Raw genomic sequence first — 15,344 nt, 5'->3', positions numbered from 1 at the left:
AATTCCGGGGGTGACGCGGTCCCGCCGTACCCGACTCAGCCGGCCTCGGCGGCCTTGACCTCTTCGGGCGTCGGGGCCGTGCCGCCGAGGTGGGCCGGCATCCACCACGTGTCGTTCGGGCCCTTGGGGCGTACGGGATAGGCGCGCTGCGCCGCTTCGAGGAGCTCCTGCACGCGGGTGCGCAGGCGGCGCGTGATCGCCCCCGCGTACTGGTCGGACGGAGCCTCCACGGCCTCGCCGACCCGGATCGTGATCGGGATGTGGTGCCGCTTGAAGTTGCGCGGGCGCCCCTTCGTCCAGACCCGCTGCGTGCCCCACAGCGCCATCGGGATCAGCGGCACCCCGGCCTCCTGGGCCAGCCGCACCGCGCCCGTCTTGAAGCTCTTCAGCGTGAACGACTCCGAGATCGTCGCCTCCGGGAACACCCCGACGACCTCGCCCGCGCGCAGCGACTGCAGAGCGTGCTGGTACGCGTGCTCACCCTGCGAACGGTCCACCGGGATGTGCTTCATGCTGCGCATCAGCGGACCGGAGATCTTGTGCCGGAACACCGACTCCTTGGCCATGAACCGGACCAGACGCTTCTGCGGCAGCGCGGCCAGGCCGTCGAAGATGAAGTCCAGGTAGCTGATGTGATTGCTGACCAGGACGGCACCGCCCGAGCGCGGAATGTTCTCCGAGCCCTTGCAGTCGATCTTCAGGTCGAGCGCCTTGAACATCGTTTTCGCGGCGCCGATGACCGGACGGTAGACGAGCTCTGCCATGGAGAGGGAGGACCCTTCTGAAGTGCCTGGGGAACGTGATGGGTGGGACGGTTCCCGGCGTTAAGTTACGGAGCCGTAGGTATTGCGGCTTGCGCAGATCGTGCCCCAAGAACGGCCGGGTGGCCAGTCCTGGTTCCGGCGGCGCGCGAGATCCTGGTCACGTTGGCCGGAATGAGCGGAGACGTTCGAGCGCTGTACCGGAGACGACGGACAAACGAGGACAGGAGTGACCGTGGGCGAAGTGACTCTCGGTACCGAGCAGTTGGGTGCGGAGCTGGGGGAGCGGGCGACGCTGGTCCAGTTCTCCAGCGCCTTCTGCGCGCCCTGCCGGGCCACCCGGCGGGTGCTCGGCGACGTCGCCGAACTGGTGCCCGGTGTCTCGCACATCGAGATCGACGCCGAGGCGAGACTCGACCTGGTCCGCGCCGTCGGCGTGGTCAGGACGCCGACCGTGCTCGTCCTTGACGCCCACGGCCGCGAGGTGCGCAGGGCGGCGGGGCAGCCGCGCAAGGCCGATGTCATCGCCGCGCTCGGCGAAGCCGTGTGACGCCCTCACCCGCGGTGGTGCGGGGGTGACGCATCTCCCAGATGACGGAACGCACTTGACTGCACGCAGCACGTATCGTCAGTCTGACCCTATGCCGCCGGAACTCCTTCTCCACCAGCGGGTCCACGTCGATCTCGCGCGCTGTTCGAGCGCCCGTTGTCGTGCCTGACGCAGCCTCGGACCCCGCTCGCACCCTCCCGCAGAAGGACAATTCCATGACGGTCACACCTGACCTGCGCACCGCTCTGCCGGCCGGCCCCGATCTCCTCCGCTCCGTCTTCCGGCAGCACGCCTCGGGTGTCGCGGTGATCACGGCGGCGGGCGGCGCGCCCGTCGGCTTCACCGCCACCTCCCTCACCTCCGTCTCCGCCCAGCCGCCCGTGATCTCCTTCGGGATCGGCGTGGGCGCTTCCAGCTGGCCCACCGTCGCGGAGGCCGGCCACGTCGGCGTGCACATACTCGCCGAGGACCAGGCGGACCTCGCCGCGACCTTCGCGCGCAGCGGCGCCGACCGCTTCGGCGCGCCCACGCGCTGGACCGAAGGGCCCGAGGGGGTTCCGGTCCTCGACGGCGTCCTGGCCTGGATGGTCTGCAAGGTGATCGCCCGGGTGCCCGCGGGCGACCACCGGATCGTGCTCGCCGAGGCGGTCTGCGGGGACCTGCCGGGCGCGGGCCGCCCGCTCCTCTACCACCAGGGCCGCTTCAACGCGCTGCGCGACTGAGAGTTCCCAGCTCCGGGCGATTACGGAGCATTGGCAACGTCACAGTTCAAAGCGCTTGCTTAGCGGGCATAGTCTGGATGTACTGACGAGTAATATTTCGTTCGGAGCGCGGGCCGCCCCGACCGGAAGAGTCCGCTTCAGGCGCCTATGCTGCCTGGTACAAGGCGTTTTTCGACGCAGCAGCACAGCCGCCCAGTAAAAGACGATTGCAGTAGGAGAGCCGGCGTGAGCTTGAGGATCGTTGTCACCGTGAAGTACGTGCCGGATGCCACGGGCGACCGGCACTTCGCCGATGACCTGACCGTGGACCGGGATGATGTGGACGGTCTGCTGTCGGAGCTGGACGAGTACGCGGTCGAGCAGGCGTTGCAGATCTCCGAGAACTCGGACGACGACGTGGAGATCACCGTGTTGACGGTGGGTCCGGAGGATGCCAAGGACGCGCTGCGCAAGGCGTTGTCGATGGGTGCGGACAAGGCGATCCACGTCGAGGACGACGATCTGCACGGCACGGACGCGATGGGGACGTCGCTGGTGCTGGCGAAGGCGATCGAGAAGGCCGGTTTTGATCTGGTGGTCTCGGGGATGGCGTCGACGGACGGCACGGCGGGGATCGTGCCGGCGCTGGTCGCGGAGCGGCTGGGCGTGCCGCAGGTGACGCTGCTGTCGCAGGTCGCCGTCGAGGGCGGCGCGGTGACCGGGCGGCGGGACGGTGACACGGCGTCGGAGCAGTTGCAGGCGGCGTTGCCGGCGGTGGTGTCGGTGACGGACCAGTCGGGTGAGGCGCGTTACCCGTCGTTCAAGGGGATCATGGCGGCGAAGAAGAAGCCGGTCGAGTCCTGGGACCTGTCCGACCTCGGTATCGAGGCGGAGGAGGTCGGTCTGGAGGGTGCCTGGACCACGGTGGAGGCGGCCGCGGAGCGTCCGGCGCGCACGGCGGGCACGATCGTGAAGGACGAGGGTGAGGGCGGCAAGCAGCTCGCCGAGTACCTCGCCGGCCAGAAGTTCATCTAGGTCTGTGGCCGTTCCAGTCCACCCCACCTTCTTTGTGATTGCAGGAGATTGAAGTCCCATGGCTGAAGTTCTGGTCTACGTCGACCACGTGGACGGTGCTGTCCGCAAGCCCACCCTGGAGCTGCTGACGCTGGCCCGCCGGATCGGTGACCCGGTCGCCGTCGCGCTGGGCAACGGCGCGGGTGAGACCGCGTCGGTGCTGGCCGAGCACGGTGCGGTGAAGGTCTACACGCACGAGGCCGCCGAGTACGCCGACTATCTGGTGGTGCCGAAGGTCGACGCGCTGCAGGCCGCCGTCACCGCGGTGTCCCCGGCCGCGGTGCTGGTGCCGTCCTCGGCGGAGGGCAAGGAGATCGCGGCCCGTCTGGCGCTGCGCATCAAGTCGGGCATCATCACCGACGCCGTCGACCTGGAGGCCGGCGAGAACGGCCCCGTCGCCACCCAGTCGGTGTTCGCCGCGTCGTTCACCACCAAGACCCGCGTGTCGACCGGCACCCCGGTCATCACCGTCAAGCCCAACTCCGCCGCGGTCGAGGCGGCTGCGGCCGCGGGCGCGGTCGAGGCGCTCACGGTGTCGTTCTCGCAGGCGGCGACGGGGACGAAGGTCACCTCGCGCACGCCGCGTGAGTCGACCGGGCGTCCGGAGCTGACCGAGGCCGCGATCGTGGTCTCCGGTGGGCGCGGCGTGAACGGCGCGGAGAACTTCGCGGTCATCGAGGCCCTCGCCGACTCCCTGGGCGCGGCCGTGGGCGCCTCGCGCGCCGCGGTGGACGCGGGCTGGTACCCGCACTCCAACCAGGTCGGCCAGACCGGCAAGAGCGTCTCGCCGCAGCTGTACATCGCCAACGGCATCTCCGGCGCGATCCAGCACCGGGCGGGTATGCAGACCTCGAAGACGATCGTGGCGGTCAACAAGGACGCCGAGGCCCCGATCTTCGACCTGGTCGACTACGGCGTCGTCGGCGACCTCTTCGACGTCGTGCCCCAGCTCACCGAAGAGGTCAAGACCCGCAAGGGCTGATCCTGTTCGGCCGGTGACGGCCGCCGACGGGGCCGCGTGGTGTTCTGCACCGCGCGGCCCCGTCCGCGTACCGGGACCCGGCAAGATGACCATTGACCTGGACTACGACGACAGTTAACTTCGCTATACGGATTGTTGATTCCGTGAAGCGGAAATATCGAGCGTATGGAGGGTGCACGAATGGGTCAGCAGGAGAAGGTGTCGACGAGCCTCGCGGGCGCGGTCAGCGAGGGCATCAGCGCCTCACTCGCCCCGGTCGACGCGGAGCTCGCCCGCCGGTACCCGGGAGACCCCGGCACCCGCCAGCCGGTCCACACGGTCTACGTCCCCGGGGACGCCTTCGACGCGGGCACCCTGCGCTCCTGGGGCGACCAGGCGCTCGCGCAGCTCGACGAGCACGCGCCGGACGCCGCCTCGTTCGCAGCCGTCCTCGGCCTCTCCGACGAGCTCGCCGAGCCCGTCTACAGCCGCGTACGCGCGAAGCTGGAGCGCGAGCCCGTCGAGGACCTGCGGGTCGACTTCGAGGACGGCTACCGCCCCGCCTCGTCCGCGGACGAGGACGAGACGGCCGCGCGGGCCGCGCGCGTCATCGCCGACGCCTACAAGAACGGCACGGCGGCCCCGTACATGGGCATCCGCATGAAGTGCATGGAGGAGGCCGTCCGCGACCGCGGCATCCGCACCCTCGACATCTTCCTCACCGGCCTCATGGAGCACGGCGGCCTGCCCGACGGCCTGGTCCTCACCCTGCCCAAGGTCACGTACCCCGAGCAGGTCACGGCCATGGTCCGGCTCCTGGAGGCCTTCGAGAAGCAGCACGGACTCGACGCCGGGCGGCTCGGGTTCGAGATCCAGATCGAGACGAGCCAGTCCATCCTCGCCGCCGACGGCACCGCCGCCGTGGCCCGCATGATCGACGCCGCCGAGGGCCGCGCGACCGGGCTGCACTACGGCACCTTCGACTACAGCGCCTGCCTCGGCGTCTCCGCCGCCTACCAGGCCAGCGACCACCCCGCCGCCGACTACGCGAAGGCCGTCATGCAGGTCGCCGCCGCCGGTACCGGAGTCCGCGTCTCCGACGGCTCCACGAACGTCCTGCCGGTCGGCTCCACCGCGAAGGTCCACGACGCCTGGCGCCTGCACTACGGCCTCACCCGCCGTGCCCTCGCCCGCGCCTACTACCAGGGCTGGGACATGCACCCGGGCCACATCCCGACCCGGTACGCGGCCGTGTTCGCCTTCTACCGCGAGGGCTTCGAGCAGGCCGCCGCCCGCCTCGCCGCCTACGCGAACCAATCCACCGGCGACATCGCCGACGAGCCCGCCACCGCCAAGGCCCTCGCCGGGTACCTGCTGCGCGGACTGGACTGCGGCGCCCTCGACAACGGCGAGGTCGCCCGGCTCGCCGGCCTGACCCGCGCCGACCTGGAGGGCTACGCGGCGCCGCGCCGCGGCGACCTCACGGCGACGGCCGAGTAGCGCGCACCCGCGCACGAGCACATCACTGCCCTTCCCCGGTCACGGCCGGGGGAGGGCAGTCCGCCGAGCGGTCAGCCGAGCAGGGCGGGCAGTTCGCGCATGTCGTGGAAGACCACGGTGCCCGGGCCCGCGAGCTGTTCGGCCGGGGTGAGTCCACCGGCGTAGCCGAAGGCGCGCATCCCGGCGGAACGCGCGGCCCGGACGCCGTTGCCACTGTCCTCGACCACCGCGCAGGCCGCCGGGTCGACCCCCATCCGCCGGGCGGCGTGCAGGAAGACGTCGGGGGCGGGCTTGGCGCGCGCGACCTCCGAGGCGCTGAAGATCCGGCCCGCGAAGCGCTCGTACAGTCCGGTACGGCCCAGGGTGTGCCGCATCTTGTCGTGGGAGCCGCTGGAGGCGACGCAGGTCGGCACGGTGATCGCGTCGAGCGCCTCGCGGATCCCGTCGACCGCGACGAGACCCGAATCCACCTCCTCACGGTGGCGTTCCTCGAACCGCTTCGACCACATCGAGGCGGTCTCCTCGCCCAGCCGGGCGGCCACCAGCGCGCGGATGTCGGCGTGCGAGCGCCCGATGAACGTGGCGACGACCTCCTCCGCCGTCAGCGGCCAGCCCAGCGCGGCGCCGAGCTCCACCTGTACGCCGACCGCGATGCGTTCGCTGTCGACCAGCACGCCGTCGCAGTCGAATATCACCAGTTCGAAGGGCCTGATCATCCCCGCAGCATAAGAGCGGGGCCGCCCGGCGTCACCGGCAACGCTCAAGCCGCGGGCGGCAGTTCGCCCGAGCCGCGGCGGATCAGCCGCGTCGGCAGCTCGATGCGCTCCGGCAGCAGCGTCACCCCGTCCAGCTGCCGGAACAGCCGCTCGGCCGCGGTGCGGCCCAGCTGCGCGGCGTCCTGCGCCACCACCGTCACACCGGGCTGGAGCAGATCGCCGAGCTCGATGTCGTCGAAGCCCACCAGGGCCACGGCCCGGTCGAGTTCGGCGAGGACGCGGATCACCGTGACGGTCACCCGGTTGTTGCCGGCGAAGATCGCCGTGACCGGCTCGGGGGCCTTGAGCATCTCCTCGGCGGCCCGGCGCACCCGCTCGGGATCGGTGACCCCCAGCGACATCCAGCGGTCCGCCACCGGTATCCCGGCGTCCTCCATCGCCGCCCGGTAACCCCGCAGGCGCTCGGCCGCCGTGTGGATGCGCGGCTGGTCGCCGATGAAGCCGATCCGGCGGTGACCGCCCGCGATCAGGTGCGCCACGCCGTCACGGGCACCGCCGAAGCTGTCGGAGAGCACGCAGTCCGCGTCGATCCGCCCCGCGGGACGGTCCACGAACACCGTCGCGACCCCGGCCGCGATCTCCGGCTCCAGGTACCGGTGGTCGTCCCCGGCCGGGATCACCACCAGACCGTCGACCCGGCGCGCGCACAGGGCGAGCACCAACTCCTGCTCGCGGTCCGGGTCCTCGGCGCTCGACCCGTTGATGAGCAGGGCGCCGTGCGCCCGCGCGACCTCCTCCACGGCCCTGCTGAGCGGTCCGTAGAACGGGTCCGCCAGATCCTCCAGGACCAGCCCGATGCTCGCCGTACGTCCCTTGCGCAGGACCCTGGCGCTGTCGTTGCGCCGGAAGCCGAGGGCCGCGATGGCCTCCTGCACGCGCCGCTCGGTGTCGGGCGTGACCCCGGCCTCGCCATTGACGACACGGGACACCGTCTTGAGGCCCACTCCGGCGCGCGCGGCGACGTCCTTCATGGTCGGGCGATTTCCGTAGCGGTTCTCGGTGCGGCGGGCGGTGGTGCGGTCCACTATGCGCTGTCCTGTCCTGTCGTCGCTGCCGTCGAGGCGGTGGCCCGGAACGGGCGAAGAGCGACCGTTCATCGGGTTCATCATGCTGTACCGGCTGCCGTACGAGCATGTGGCGTCGAGCATAGGGCCTGGACAACGTTGTCAGATGCGGGAGAGACTGTCCACCGCTTTCCTGAGCCTTCCTACAGTGGGCTTCTGTGAACTGCCCCTTTCTCGCCTTTCCCGCAGGAGACCAGACACTGATGCACACGGACCTCGTCGCCGCGCTCGACATCGGCGGCACCAAGATCGCCGGCGCCCTGGTGGACCACCAGGGCCGTATCCTCGCGCGGACGCAGCGGCCGACCCCCGCGCAGGAGAACGGCGAGACGGTGATGGGCGCGGTCGAGGCGGTGCTCGCCGAGCTGACGGCGTCCGAGCTGTGGCCGCGGGCGGGGGCCGTCGGCATCGGCAGCGCGGGGCCCGTGGACCGCTCGGCGGGCACGGTCAGCCCGGTCAACGTGCCCGGCTGGCGGGCGTTCCCGCTCGTCGAGCGGGTCCGGTCCGCCACCGGCGGGCTGCCCGTCGAACTGGTCGGCGACGGTGTGGCGATCACGGCGGCGGAACACTGGCAGGGCGCGGCGCGCGGCCACGACAACGCGCTGTGCATGGTCGTCTCGACCGGCGTCGGCGGCGGCCTGATCCTCAACGGCGAACTCCACCCCGGCCCCACCGGCAACTCGGGCCACATCGGCCACATCAGCGTCGACCTCGACGGCGACCCGTGCCCCTGCGGGGCGCGCGGCTGCGTCGAGCGCATCGCCTCGGGCCCCAACATCGCCCGGCGCGCCCTGGCCGACGGCTGGCGGCCCGGCCCGGACGGGGACACGACCGCCGCGGCCGTGGCCACCGCGGCCCGGGCGGGCGACCCGGTCGCGGCCGCCTCCTTCGCGCGCGCCGCGCAGGCGCTCGCCGCCGGGATCGCCGCGACCGCGACGCTCGTCGAGGTGGACATCGCGGTGATCGGCGGGGGCGTGGCGAAGGCGGGCGACGTCCTGTTCGACCCGCTCCGCCGCGCCCTGCGGGACTACGCCACCCTGTCATTCGTCCAGCGGCTCACCGTCGTCCCGGCCTCGACCGGTACGGACGCCGGGCTCGTGGGCGCCGCGGCCGCGGCGCTGCGCGGCGGGAGCACGGTCGACGAGGCGCGGCGGCAGGCCGTCTGACGGGGGCGGCGCGGGGGCTTGCCGGGGGGTCTGCTCAGGGGCAGGACTCGCCGAACTTGACGGCCTTGAACGTCACCGGCTGCCCCGTCAGCTTCGTCCCGGCGGCCGGAGTCTGCGAGCACACCTGCCAGTTGGAGGCCAGGAAGACGAAGCGGTCGCTGCCGTCCGCGTCCCGCACTTCGACGGAGGTGCCCGGGTCGAGCGCCGCGCGTGCGGCCTTCACGCTCTTGCCCCTGAAGTCGGGCATCGTGCCCCGCGCCTTCGCCGGAGCCTGTTCGTCCTTGGCCGGACACGACTCGCCGGTCTTCACCGCGCCGAGGTCGAGCATCGTCGTCGTGGCCACCGTCGTGCCCGCCGCGACGGACTGGCTGCACACCTTCCAGTTCCGGTCGAAGGCCTGGAGGCGGCCCCGGCCGAGCGCGTCGTGCGACGTCAGGATGGTGAACCCGGCGGCCTGCGCCTTGTCCTGCGCCGACTGAAGGCCCATGCCGACGAACGTGGGCACCGCCTTCTTCTCCCCGGCCGCGGGAGCGCTCGTCGACGGTGACGCGGGGGCCAGGGTGCCGGGCGAGAGCGTCGGCGCCCGGGACGGCTTGGAACTCGCCGTGTCCGCCCCACCGCAGGCGACGAGTGTCGTCACGGCGGCGGAACAGAGTATGACCGTGCTGAGGACGCGGGTGCGCACGGATTCCCCCCGAGTGGTGCCGGTACAGGCGGAACACGGTAAGCGGGAGAGCGCCCGGCCGTCATCTCAGGGCTTCCTCCACCGTCGCCACGGGGCGCAGCACCTCGGTGAGCCTGGACATCGCGATGATGCGCAGGGTCAGCCGGTGCCGGCACACGACGGTGACACGGCCGCCCCGCGCCAGGGCCCGGCGATGCGCCCTGACGAGCAGGGTGAGGCCCGAGCAGTCGAAGAACGTGGTCGCCGTCAGGTCGACCGCGACCACGCGGTACGGGCCGGCCGCCACGGTGTCGAGCAGGGGAGCCAGCCGGTGGAAGGCCAGGAGGTCGATGTCTCCGCTGAGTTCGACCACGGCGCAGTCGTCGATCGTGTGGACCACGGCGGGGTGCACGGCGTTGTCGGGATCGGACGTGGCCGCCAGGACGCCGCAGCCCGCGAGAAGTCCGCACCCTTCGGAGTCTCCGAAGTCGTCGGACAGAAAGTCCTGTTGATTGCCTTGCCGCATCGGGCCCCCCGGCCTGAACACCTGTCCGGCTCCGGAGGGAGCCGGTCACTTTGGCGCGTACGAAACATCGGTGTGCGAACGAACCGCGAGGTCGCCGGGGGCTGGGGCGCCTGGTCGGCCACCGTATCGGGAGGAGTGCGGTCACGTCGTGCCGTAACGATTCCCGGCCCCGCCCATCACTTGATGAGGTGAATTCAATACAAAACGCTTGACACCGAAGATGTGCGGCTGGAGAAAAAGCGGGCGACAGGTGGGACGTGGTGCGCTGTCATGGAGCCTCCGCCCGCGGCCCGTCGGGCGATGGACCTTCCTCAGGAGAGCCGCCTTGGTGACAGCGCAGGAGACGTCCGGTGCGGGGGATGCCGACGAGCGGCCGTTCATCGACGTCGCACTCGTACGCGACCTTCTCGACAGCCAGTTCCCGCAGTGGTCCCGGCTGCCGCTCACCCCGGTCCTGCCCGGCGGCTCCGACCACGTCATCCACCGGCTCGGCGACGAGCTGGCCGTACGACTGCCCCGGCATCGCGGCGCCATCGGGCAGGCCGAGAAGGAGCGGGACCGGCTGCCCGGCCTCGCGCCCCGGCTGCCGCTCGCCGTGCCCGTCCCCGTGGCCGTGGGACGCCCGGCGCTCGGGTATCCGTGGCCGTGGGCGGTGACCCGCTGGCTGGGCGGCGAGGTCGCGACGGTCGAGGGGCTGGCGGACTCCACCGAGGCGGCGCGTGAACTCGCCGCCTTTCTCCGCGCGTTGCAGGCGGTGGACCCGCACGCCGCCGGACCCGCCGAGGTACGGGAGACGCTCGCCGACCGGGACGCGGCGACCCGGGCCGCCATCGCCCGGGCGGCCGGCGCCTTCGACGCCGGGGCGACGACCGCGCTGTGGGACGCCGCCCTCGCCGCCCCGGCCTGGTCCGGGCCGCCCGTGCTGTGCCACGGCGACTTCCACACCGGCAATCTCCTCACCACAGACGGCCGCCTGAGCGCCGTCATCGACTTCGGCAGCCTGGGAGCGGGGGATCCCGCGGTCGACCTCATGGTCGCCTTCACACTGCTGTCGCCGCGCTGCGCCACGGTGTTCCGGACCGCCCTCGGAGTGGACGACGCGACGTGGCTGCGCGGTCGTGGCTGGGCCCTGACCTCCGGCCTGATCGCCTACACGGCGTACGCCGCGGACAGCCCGCGGATCGCCGCGGCCACCACCCGACAGATCCGCGCGGCGCTCGCCGGGCCCGGTGACCTGCCCCCGGGCGACGGAGGTGTGCGCGACGCACTCCCCGTGTGAATCGCGCGCCGCGACAGCGTGCGCGCACACGGCTGCGCCGCCCGCCCGACTGCGCTTGACTGCGGAGGCAGGAAGAGAGCGGAAGGCCAGCAGCCGGGCCGGCCGCCGACCGTCGGGCAGCGGTCGGCGCGACGCCCCGGGCCCTTCCGCCGGCGGCTCCGGAATCTCCCCCCGATGTCCGGAGGCGCACGGGCGATGTGGGGTCCGCAACGCCCCTTACGGATGGCCCGCCCGCCGTGATGTCGCCGAGACACCCGAGGCGGCGGGCGGGCACCGTTCGTTCGACCCGGGGCGCGACGGTTCCCGCGACCGTCGGCACATCGATCGCCGTGATCACCCAGGGAGCCGCCGGCCGGCCCTCGCACTCACCGACCGGCGTCCCGAACGGCACGCCCAGCACATTCGCGACCGTGAGGCCGGTGAACACCACCGCCCCCGCACGTGCCGCCCGCCCCGGCGGCGCGAGGCCCACCTGGCGGGCCCGCGACGGCGCGCGCCCGATATTCCCTGCCGCCGGGGACGATCACGGTGCAGACTCGCCCCATGGAAGACGCAGGGGCGTTCAGAGACGCGGTGGCGCGGTGGGCGGCCGGTGGTCCGCGCGAGCCGGCGGAGGGGCTGAGCCGCCGGCTCCGGCTGCGGACGGCGGTGCTGGTCGAGGGGGCCAGCGATCTCGCCGCCGTGGAGACCCTCGCTGTCCGGCGCGGCCGGGACCTGACCGCCGACGGGGTCTGCGTCGTCGCGATGGGCGGTGCCATGAGCGTCGCCCGCTACGCGGAACTCCTCGGGCCGCCCGGCCTCGGCCTGCGCCTGACGGGCCTGTGCGACGAGGGGGAGCGCGGCTTCTTCACGCGCGGCCTGGACCGGGCCGGGGCGCCGTCCGGGGACTTCTTCGTGTGCGCCGCCGACCTGGAGGACGAGCTGATCCGCGCGCTCGGCACCGAGGCCGTCGAGGACGTCTTCCGGGCCGAGGGCGACCTGCGGTCCTGGCAGATCTTCCTGACCCAGCCCGCCCAGCGCGGCCGCCCCCGCGAGCAGCAGGTGCGGCGCTTCCTCAGCACCAAGAAGGGCCGCAAGATCCGCTACGGCGGACTCCTCGTGGCGGCCCTCGACCCGGCCCGGGTGCCCGCACCGCTCGACGGGCTGCTCGCGAGCGTCTGACCGCCCGCTCGACCTCCCCATCAGCGTCGGGTTTCCCCGGCGGGGTGTTGCGGGCAAGCCTCAGGGGGCCGACGGAAGAGGGGGAACCGTGATCGTCTGGGTCAACGGGGCGTCCCGCGCGGGCAAGACCACAGCCGCGCGCCAATTGCTCGACCTGATCCCCAACTGCACGCTCTTCGACCCCGAGGAGATCGACGCCCAGCTGGAGCGGCTGCTGCCGCCCAAGCGGCTCGCCGAGGTCAGCGACCACCAGGACCTGCCGATCTGGCGGCGGCTCGTCGTCGACACGGCGGCGGCCCTCCTCGCCGAACTCGGCGGGGTCCTCGTGGTGCCGATGGGGCTCATGCGCCAGGAGTACCGCGACGAGATCTTCGGCGGGCTCGCCGCCCGGCGGATCCCTGTGTGCCATGTGGTCCTTGCTCCTGGTGAAACGATCCTGCGCAGCCGTGACCCGAGCGGCGAGGCGCCCGCCGACATCGAGCCCTACCGCGCCGCGCTCGCGGGCTGGCTCGCCGCGGACGCCTACCTCGTCGACAACGGCGCGCTGACCCCGTACGACACCGCCGTGGCGATCGCCGCCGCCGTGCGCACCGGCGAGGCGGCCCCCTGCGACATCGTGCAGACCGCCGAGCCCACCGCCGAGACGGTCGCCGCGGGCGTGCTCCTCTTCGACCAGCAGGACCGGGTCCTGCTGGTCGACCCCACCTACAAGCCCGGCTGGGAGTTCCCCGGCGGCGTCGTCGAGCCGGGCGAGGCGCCCGCGCGGGCGGGCATGCGGGAGGTCCTGGAGGAGACGGGCATCCAACTCATCGACGTGCCACGGCTGTTGGTGATCGACTGGGAGCGGCCCGTGCCGCCCGGCTTCGGCGGTCTGCGGCTGCTCTTCGACGGCGGCAGACTCGACAGGGACGTGGCGGCCCATGTGCTGCTGCCCGGACCGGAGCTGCGCGACTGGCGGTTCGTCGGCGAGACGGAGGCGGCGGGCCTGCTGCCGCCCGTGCGGTACGAGCGGCTGCGGTGGGCCCTTCGCGCTCGCGAACGCGGCGCCGCCCACTACCTGGAGGCCGGAGTTCCACTCGGCTGACAAGTAACTCGACACACGGCGCCGCTTTGCCAACGGCCGTGATTCTCAAGGGGAAAACAAAGCCGGAACGTCATCGTTCTGGTATGGCACGACCGCGTACGAAGGGACGCGACGGTCTTACCGTGAAGGCGCAGCTCACCTCTTGCGGTTTGCAGCCGCCTCACTGAGCCGGACTGTCAGCCGGCTGAACGGAGGGACATGCGTGCGCCTTCATCGACCGTCGCGAAGGGCCTGACGCTTGCCGCCGGACTCACGCTCGTCCTCACCGCGTGCAGCGGCGGATCGGGCGGCAACGGCAGCGGGAAGAGCTCGTCCGCGGGACTGACCTCGTGCAGCTCCCAGGGCAAGGCCAATACGTGCAACTCCGGGGAACGCAAGTCCGGAGGAACGTTCACCTACACCATCGAGAAGAACATCCAGGCCTGGAACATCGAGGACTCGAACGGCAACACCTTCGAGAACAGCGAGGCCATGACCGCCGTGCTGCCCCAGGTCTTCGTGCCGCAGCCGGACTTCAGCCTCAAGCTCAACACCGACTTCGTCACCTCCGCGCAGCAGACGAGCGCGAGCCCCCAGACCTTCGTCTACAAGATCAACCCCAAGGCGCGGTGGAACGACGGAACGCCGATGTCCGCCGACGACTTCGTCTTCCTGTGGCGCACCATGAACGGCAAGGACTGCCCGCCGCCGCCCGCGAGCGACGACAGCCAGACCAAGGGCTGTCTGCCCTGGTCCACCTCGGGCTGGGACCGCATCAAGTCGGTCACCGGATCCGACGGCGGCAAGACCGTCACCGTCGTCATGGACAAGCCGTACTCCGACTGGAAGTCCTTCTTCGGCGGCGGCTACGGCCTCTACCCGGCCCACGTCGCGGAGAAGGCGGCCGGCGTCGCCGCCGGCAGCGCCGCCAAGATGACGGCCGCTCAGCTCACCAAGGGTTGGCAGTACTTCATGAAGACGCCGCCCAGCCAGTACGCCACCGGCGGCCCGTACCGGATGACGGAGTGGAAGGACAACGACCACGCCACCTTCGAGCCGGACGCCAAGTGGTACGGGAAGACGAAGCCGACGCTCGACCGGCTGATCCTCAAGGTGATCTCGGACGCCACTCAGGAGCCGACGGCCCTGAAGAACAACGAGGTGCAGGGCATCTATCCGCAGCCCCAGGTCGACCTCGTCAATCAGATCAAGGACATCCCGAACGTCTCGTACACGATCGGCGAGGGTCTGCAGTGGGAGCACTTCGACCTCAATCTGCACAACCCCGTGATCGGCAAGTACAAGGCTCTGCGCCAGGCGATGTTCACGGCGGTCAGCGTCAAGGACATGGTCGACAAGACGGTCGGGCAGTTCGACAAGAACGTGAAGCAGCTCGGCAGCCACATGCTGATGCCCGGGCAGTCCGGCTACCAGGACGTCGTCACCGGCACCGGACAGGGCTCGGGTGACCTGGCGAAGGCGAAGAAGCTGCTCACCGACGCCAGGTTCACCGGTGTCGGCTCCGGCCTGAAGACCCCGGACGGCAAGGCGGTCGGACCGTTCAACTGCCGCTACACCACCGGTAACGCGATCCGGCAGAGCGAGTGCCAGATCCTCCAGTCCGCACTCTCGGACCTCGGCATCAAGATGACGATCAAGCCGATCGGCGCCGCCGACCTCGGCACGGTGCTCACCGGGCACCAGTACGACATCATCGTCTTCGCCTGGGTGCAGGGCCCGACGCCGACGTCCAACGCCCAGGGCACCTGGTCGACCGGACAGGCGAGCAACTACGGCGGGTACAGCAACAAGCAGGTCGACAAGCTGCTGAACGACTCGGTGGGACAGACCGACAACGCCAAGGCGATGTCGATGCTGACCCAGGCCGACAAGATCATGACGGATGACGCGTACGTGCTTCCGCTGTACCAGAAACCGACGTTCTTCGCGGTGCAGGACCGCTTCGTCGGCATGCGGAACAACGCGACCATCATCGGCCCGCCGTACAACGTCGCCGAGTGGGGACTGCGGAAGTAACTCTCCACGAAGCAACCGCAGTTCGGTCCCGGCGGTTCGCCGCCGGGACCGTCCACCGCCA

The 15,344-nt window shown here is 71.3% G+C and carries 15 protein-coding genes; 10 read left to right on the top strand and 5 right to left on the bottom strand.

The annotated features are described in order from the left end of the window. Positions 1-35: 35 nt before the first annotated feature. On the bottom strand, positions 36-764 hold the full coding sequence (locus ABII15_RS03600) for a lysophospholipid acyltransferase family protein (protein WP_353940787.1): 729 nt from the start codon (positions 762-764) through the stop codon (positions 36-38). Positions 765-990: 226 nt separating this feature from the next. Here ABII15_RS03600 and ABII15_RS03595 point away from each other — a divergent pair, with 226 nt between their 5' ends. From ABII15_RS03595 to ABII15_RS03575, 5 genes are all read left to right on the top strand, one after another. Next, positions 991-1,311 carry a thioredoxin family protein gene (locus tag ABII15_RS03595; protein ID WP_353940786.1) on the top strand — a complete coding sequence of 107 codons (321 nt, stop codon included), beginning with the start codon at positions 991-993 and terminating at the stop codon, positions 1,309-1,311. Between the two features lie 215 nt (positions 1,312-1,526). Further along, positions 1,527-2,033, top strand: coding sequence for a flavin reductase family protein (locus ABII15_RS03590; RefSeq protein ID WP_353940785.1), 507 nt, complete (start codon positions 1,527-1,529; stop codon positions 2,031-2,033). A gap of 225 nt (positions 2,034-2,258) precedes the next feature. Further along, the gene (locus tag ABII15_RS03585; protein ID WP_353940784.1) at positions 2,259-3,047 is read left to right on the top strand and encodes an electron transfer flavoprotein subunit beta/FixA family protein; all 789 of its coding nucleotides are present in this window, start codon (positions 2,259-2,261) and stop codon (positions 3,045-3,047) included. Between the two features lie 58 nt (positions 3,048-3,105). Further along, positions 3,106-4,068: an electron transfer flavoprotein subunit alpha/FixB family protein gene (locus tag ABII15_RS03580; RefSeq protein ID WP_353940783.1), complete on the top strand. Its 963-nt coding sequence runs from the start codon at positions 3,106-3,108 to the stop codon at positions 4,066-4,068. A gap of 180 nt (positions 4,069-4,248) precedes the next feature. Continuing rightward, positions 4,249-5,547, top strand: coding sequence for an aldolase/citrate lyase family protein (locus tag ABII15_RS03575; protein WP_353940782.1), 1,299 nt, complete (start codon positions 4,249-4,251; stop codon positions 5,545-5,547). Positions 5,548-5,618: 71 nt separating this feature from the next. Here the strand turns inward: ABII15_RS03575 and ABII15_RS03570 are convergent, their stop codons facing one another. Both ABII15_RS03570 and ABII15_RS03565 read right to left on the bottom strand, forming a co-directional pair. Beyond that, positions 5,619-6,263, bottom strand: a complete 645-nt coding sequence (locus tag ABII15_RS03570; protein ID WP_353940781.1) for an HAD family hydrolase — start codon at positions 6,261-6,263, stop codon at positions 5,619-5,621. 44 nt (positions 6,264-6,307) lie between these two features. After that, positions 6,308-7,420, bottom strand: coding sequence for a LacI family DNA-binding transcriptional regulator (locus tag ABII15_RS03565; protein WP_353940780.1), 1,113 nt, complete (start codon positions 7,418-7,420; stop codon positions 6,308-6,310). 170 nt (positions 7,421-7,590) lie between these two features. Here ABII15_RS03565 and ABII15_RS03560 point away from each other — a divergent pair, with 170 nt between their 5' ends. Then, positions 7,591-8,553, top strand: a complete 963-nt coding sequence (locus ABII15_RS03560) for an ROK family protein (RefSeq protein WP_353940779.1) — start codon at positions 7,591-7,593, stop codon at positions 8,551-8,553. A gap of 34 nt (positions 8,554-8,587) precedes the next feature. Here the strand turns inward: ABII15_RS03560 and ABII15_RS03555 are convergent, their stop codons facing one another. Both ABII15_RS03555 and ABII15_RS03550 read right to left on the bottom strand, forming a co-directional pair. After that, the gene (locus ABII15_RS03555; RefSeq protein ID WP_353940778.1) at positions 8,588-9,193 is read right to left on the bottom strand and encodes a PASTA domain-containing protein; all 606 of its coding nucleotides are present in this window, start codon (positions 9,191-9,193) and stop codon (positions 8,588-8,590) included. A 106-nt stretch (positions 9,194-9,299) separates the two neighbouring features. Beyond that, positions 9,300-9,743 carry an STAS domain-containing protein gene (locus ABII15_RS03550; protein WP_353940777.1) on the bottom strand — a complete coding sequence of 148 codons (444 nt, stop codon included), beginning with the start codon at positions 9,741-9,743 and terminating at the stop codon, positions 9,300-9,302. A gap of 325 nt (positions 9,744-10,068) precedes the next feature. On the opposite strand from ABII15_RS03550, the gene ABII15_RS03545 reads away from it, so the two are divergent. The 4 genes from ABII15_RS03545 (at position 10,069) to ABII15_RS03530 (ending at position 15,283) form a co-directional block, all read left to right on the top strand. After that, positions 10,069-11,022, top strand: coding sequence for an aminoglycoside phosphotransferase family protein (locus ABII15_RS03545; protein WP_353940776.1), 954 nt, complete (start codon positions 10,069-10,071; stop codon positions 11,020-11,022). Positions 11,023-11,565: 543 nt separating this feature from the next. Beyond that, entirely contained in the window at positions 11,566-12,183 is a 618-nt protein-coding gene (locus ABII15_RS03540) for a TOPRIM nucleotidyl transferase/hydrolase domain-containing protein (RefSeq protein WP_353940775.1), read from the top strand. Positions 12,184-12,271: 88 nt separating this feature from the next. After that, the gene (locus tag ABII15_RS03535) at positions 12,272-13,267 is read left to right on the top strand and encodes an NUDIX domain-containing protein (protein ID WP_353940774.1); all 996 of its coding nucleotides are present in this window, start codon (positions 12,272-12,274) and stop codon (positions 13,265-13,267) included. A gap of 198 nt (positions 13,268-13,465) precedes the next feature. Further along, positions 13,466-15,283, top strand: a complete 1,818-nt coding sequence (locus ABII15_RS03530) for an ABC transporter family substrate-binding protein (RefSeq protein WP_353940773.1) — start codon at positions 13,466-13,468, stop codon at positions 15,281-15,283. The last annotated feature ends 61 nt before the right edge of the window (positions 15,284-15,344 follow it).

The organism is Streptomyces sp. HUAS MG91, assembly GCF_040529335.1.
Lineage (GTDB): Bacteria > Actinomycetota > Actinomycetes > Streptomycetales > Streptomycetaceae > Streptomyces > Streptomyces tabacisoli.
Note: the sequence above shows the minus strand (reverse complement) of the source record. Positions and strands in the feature narration are given on the sequence as shown.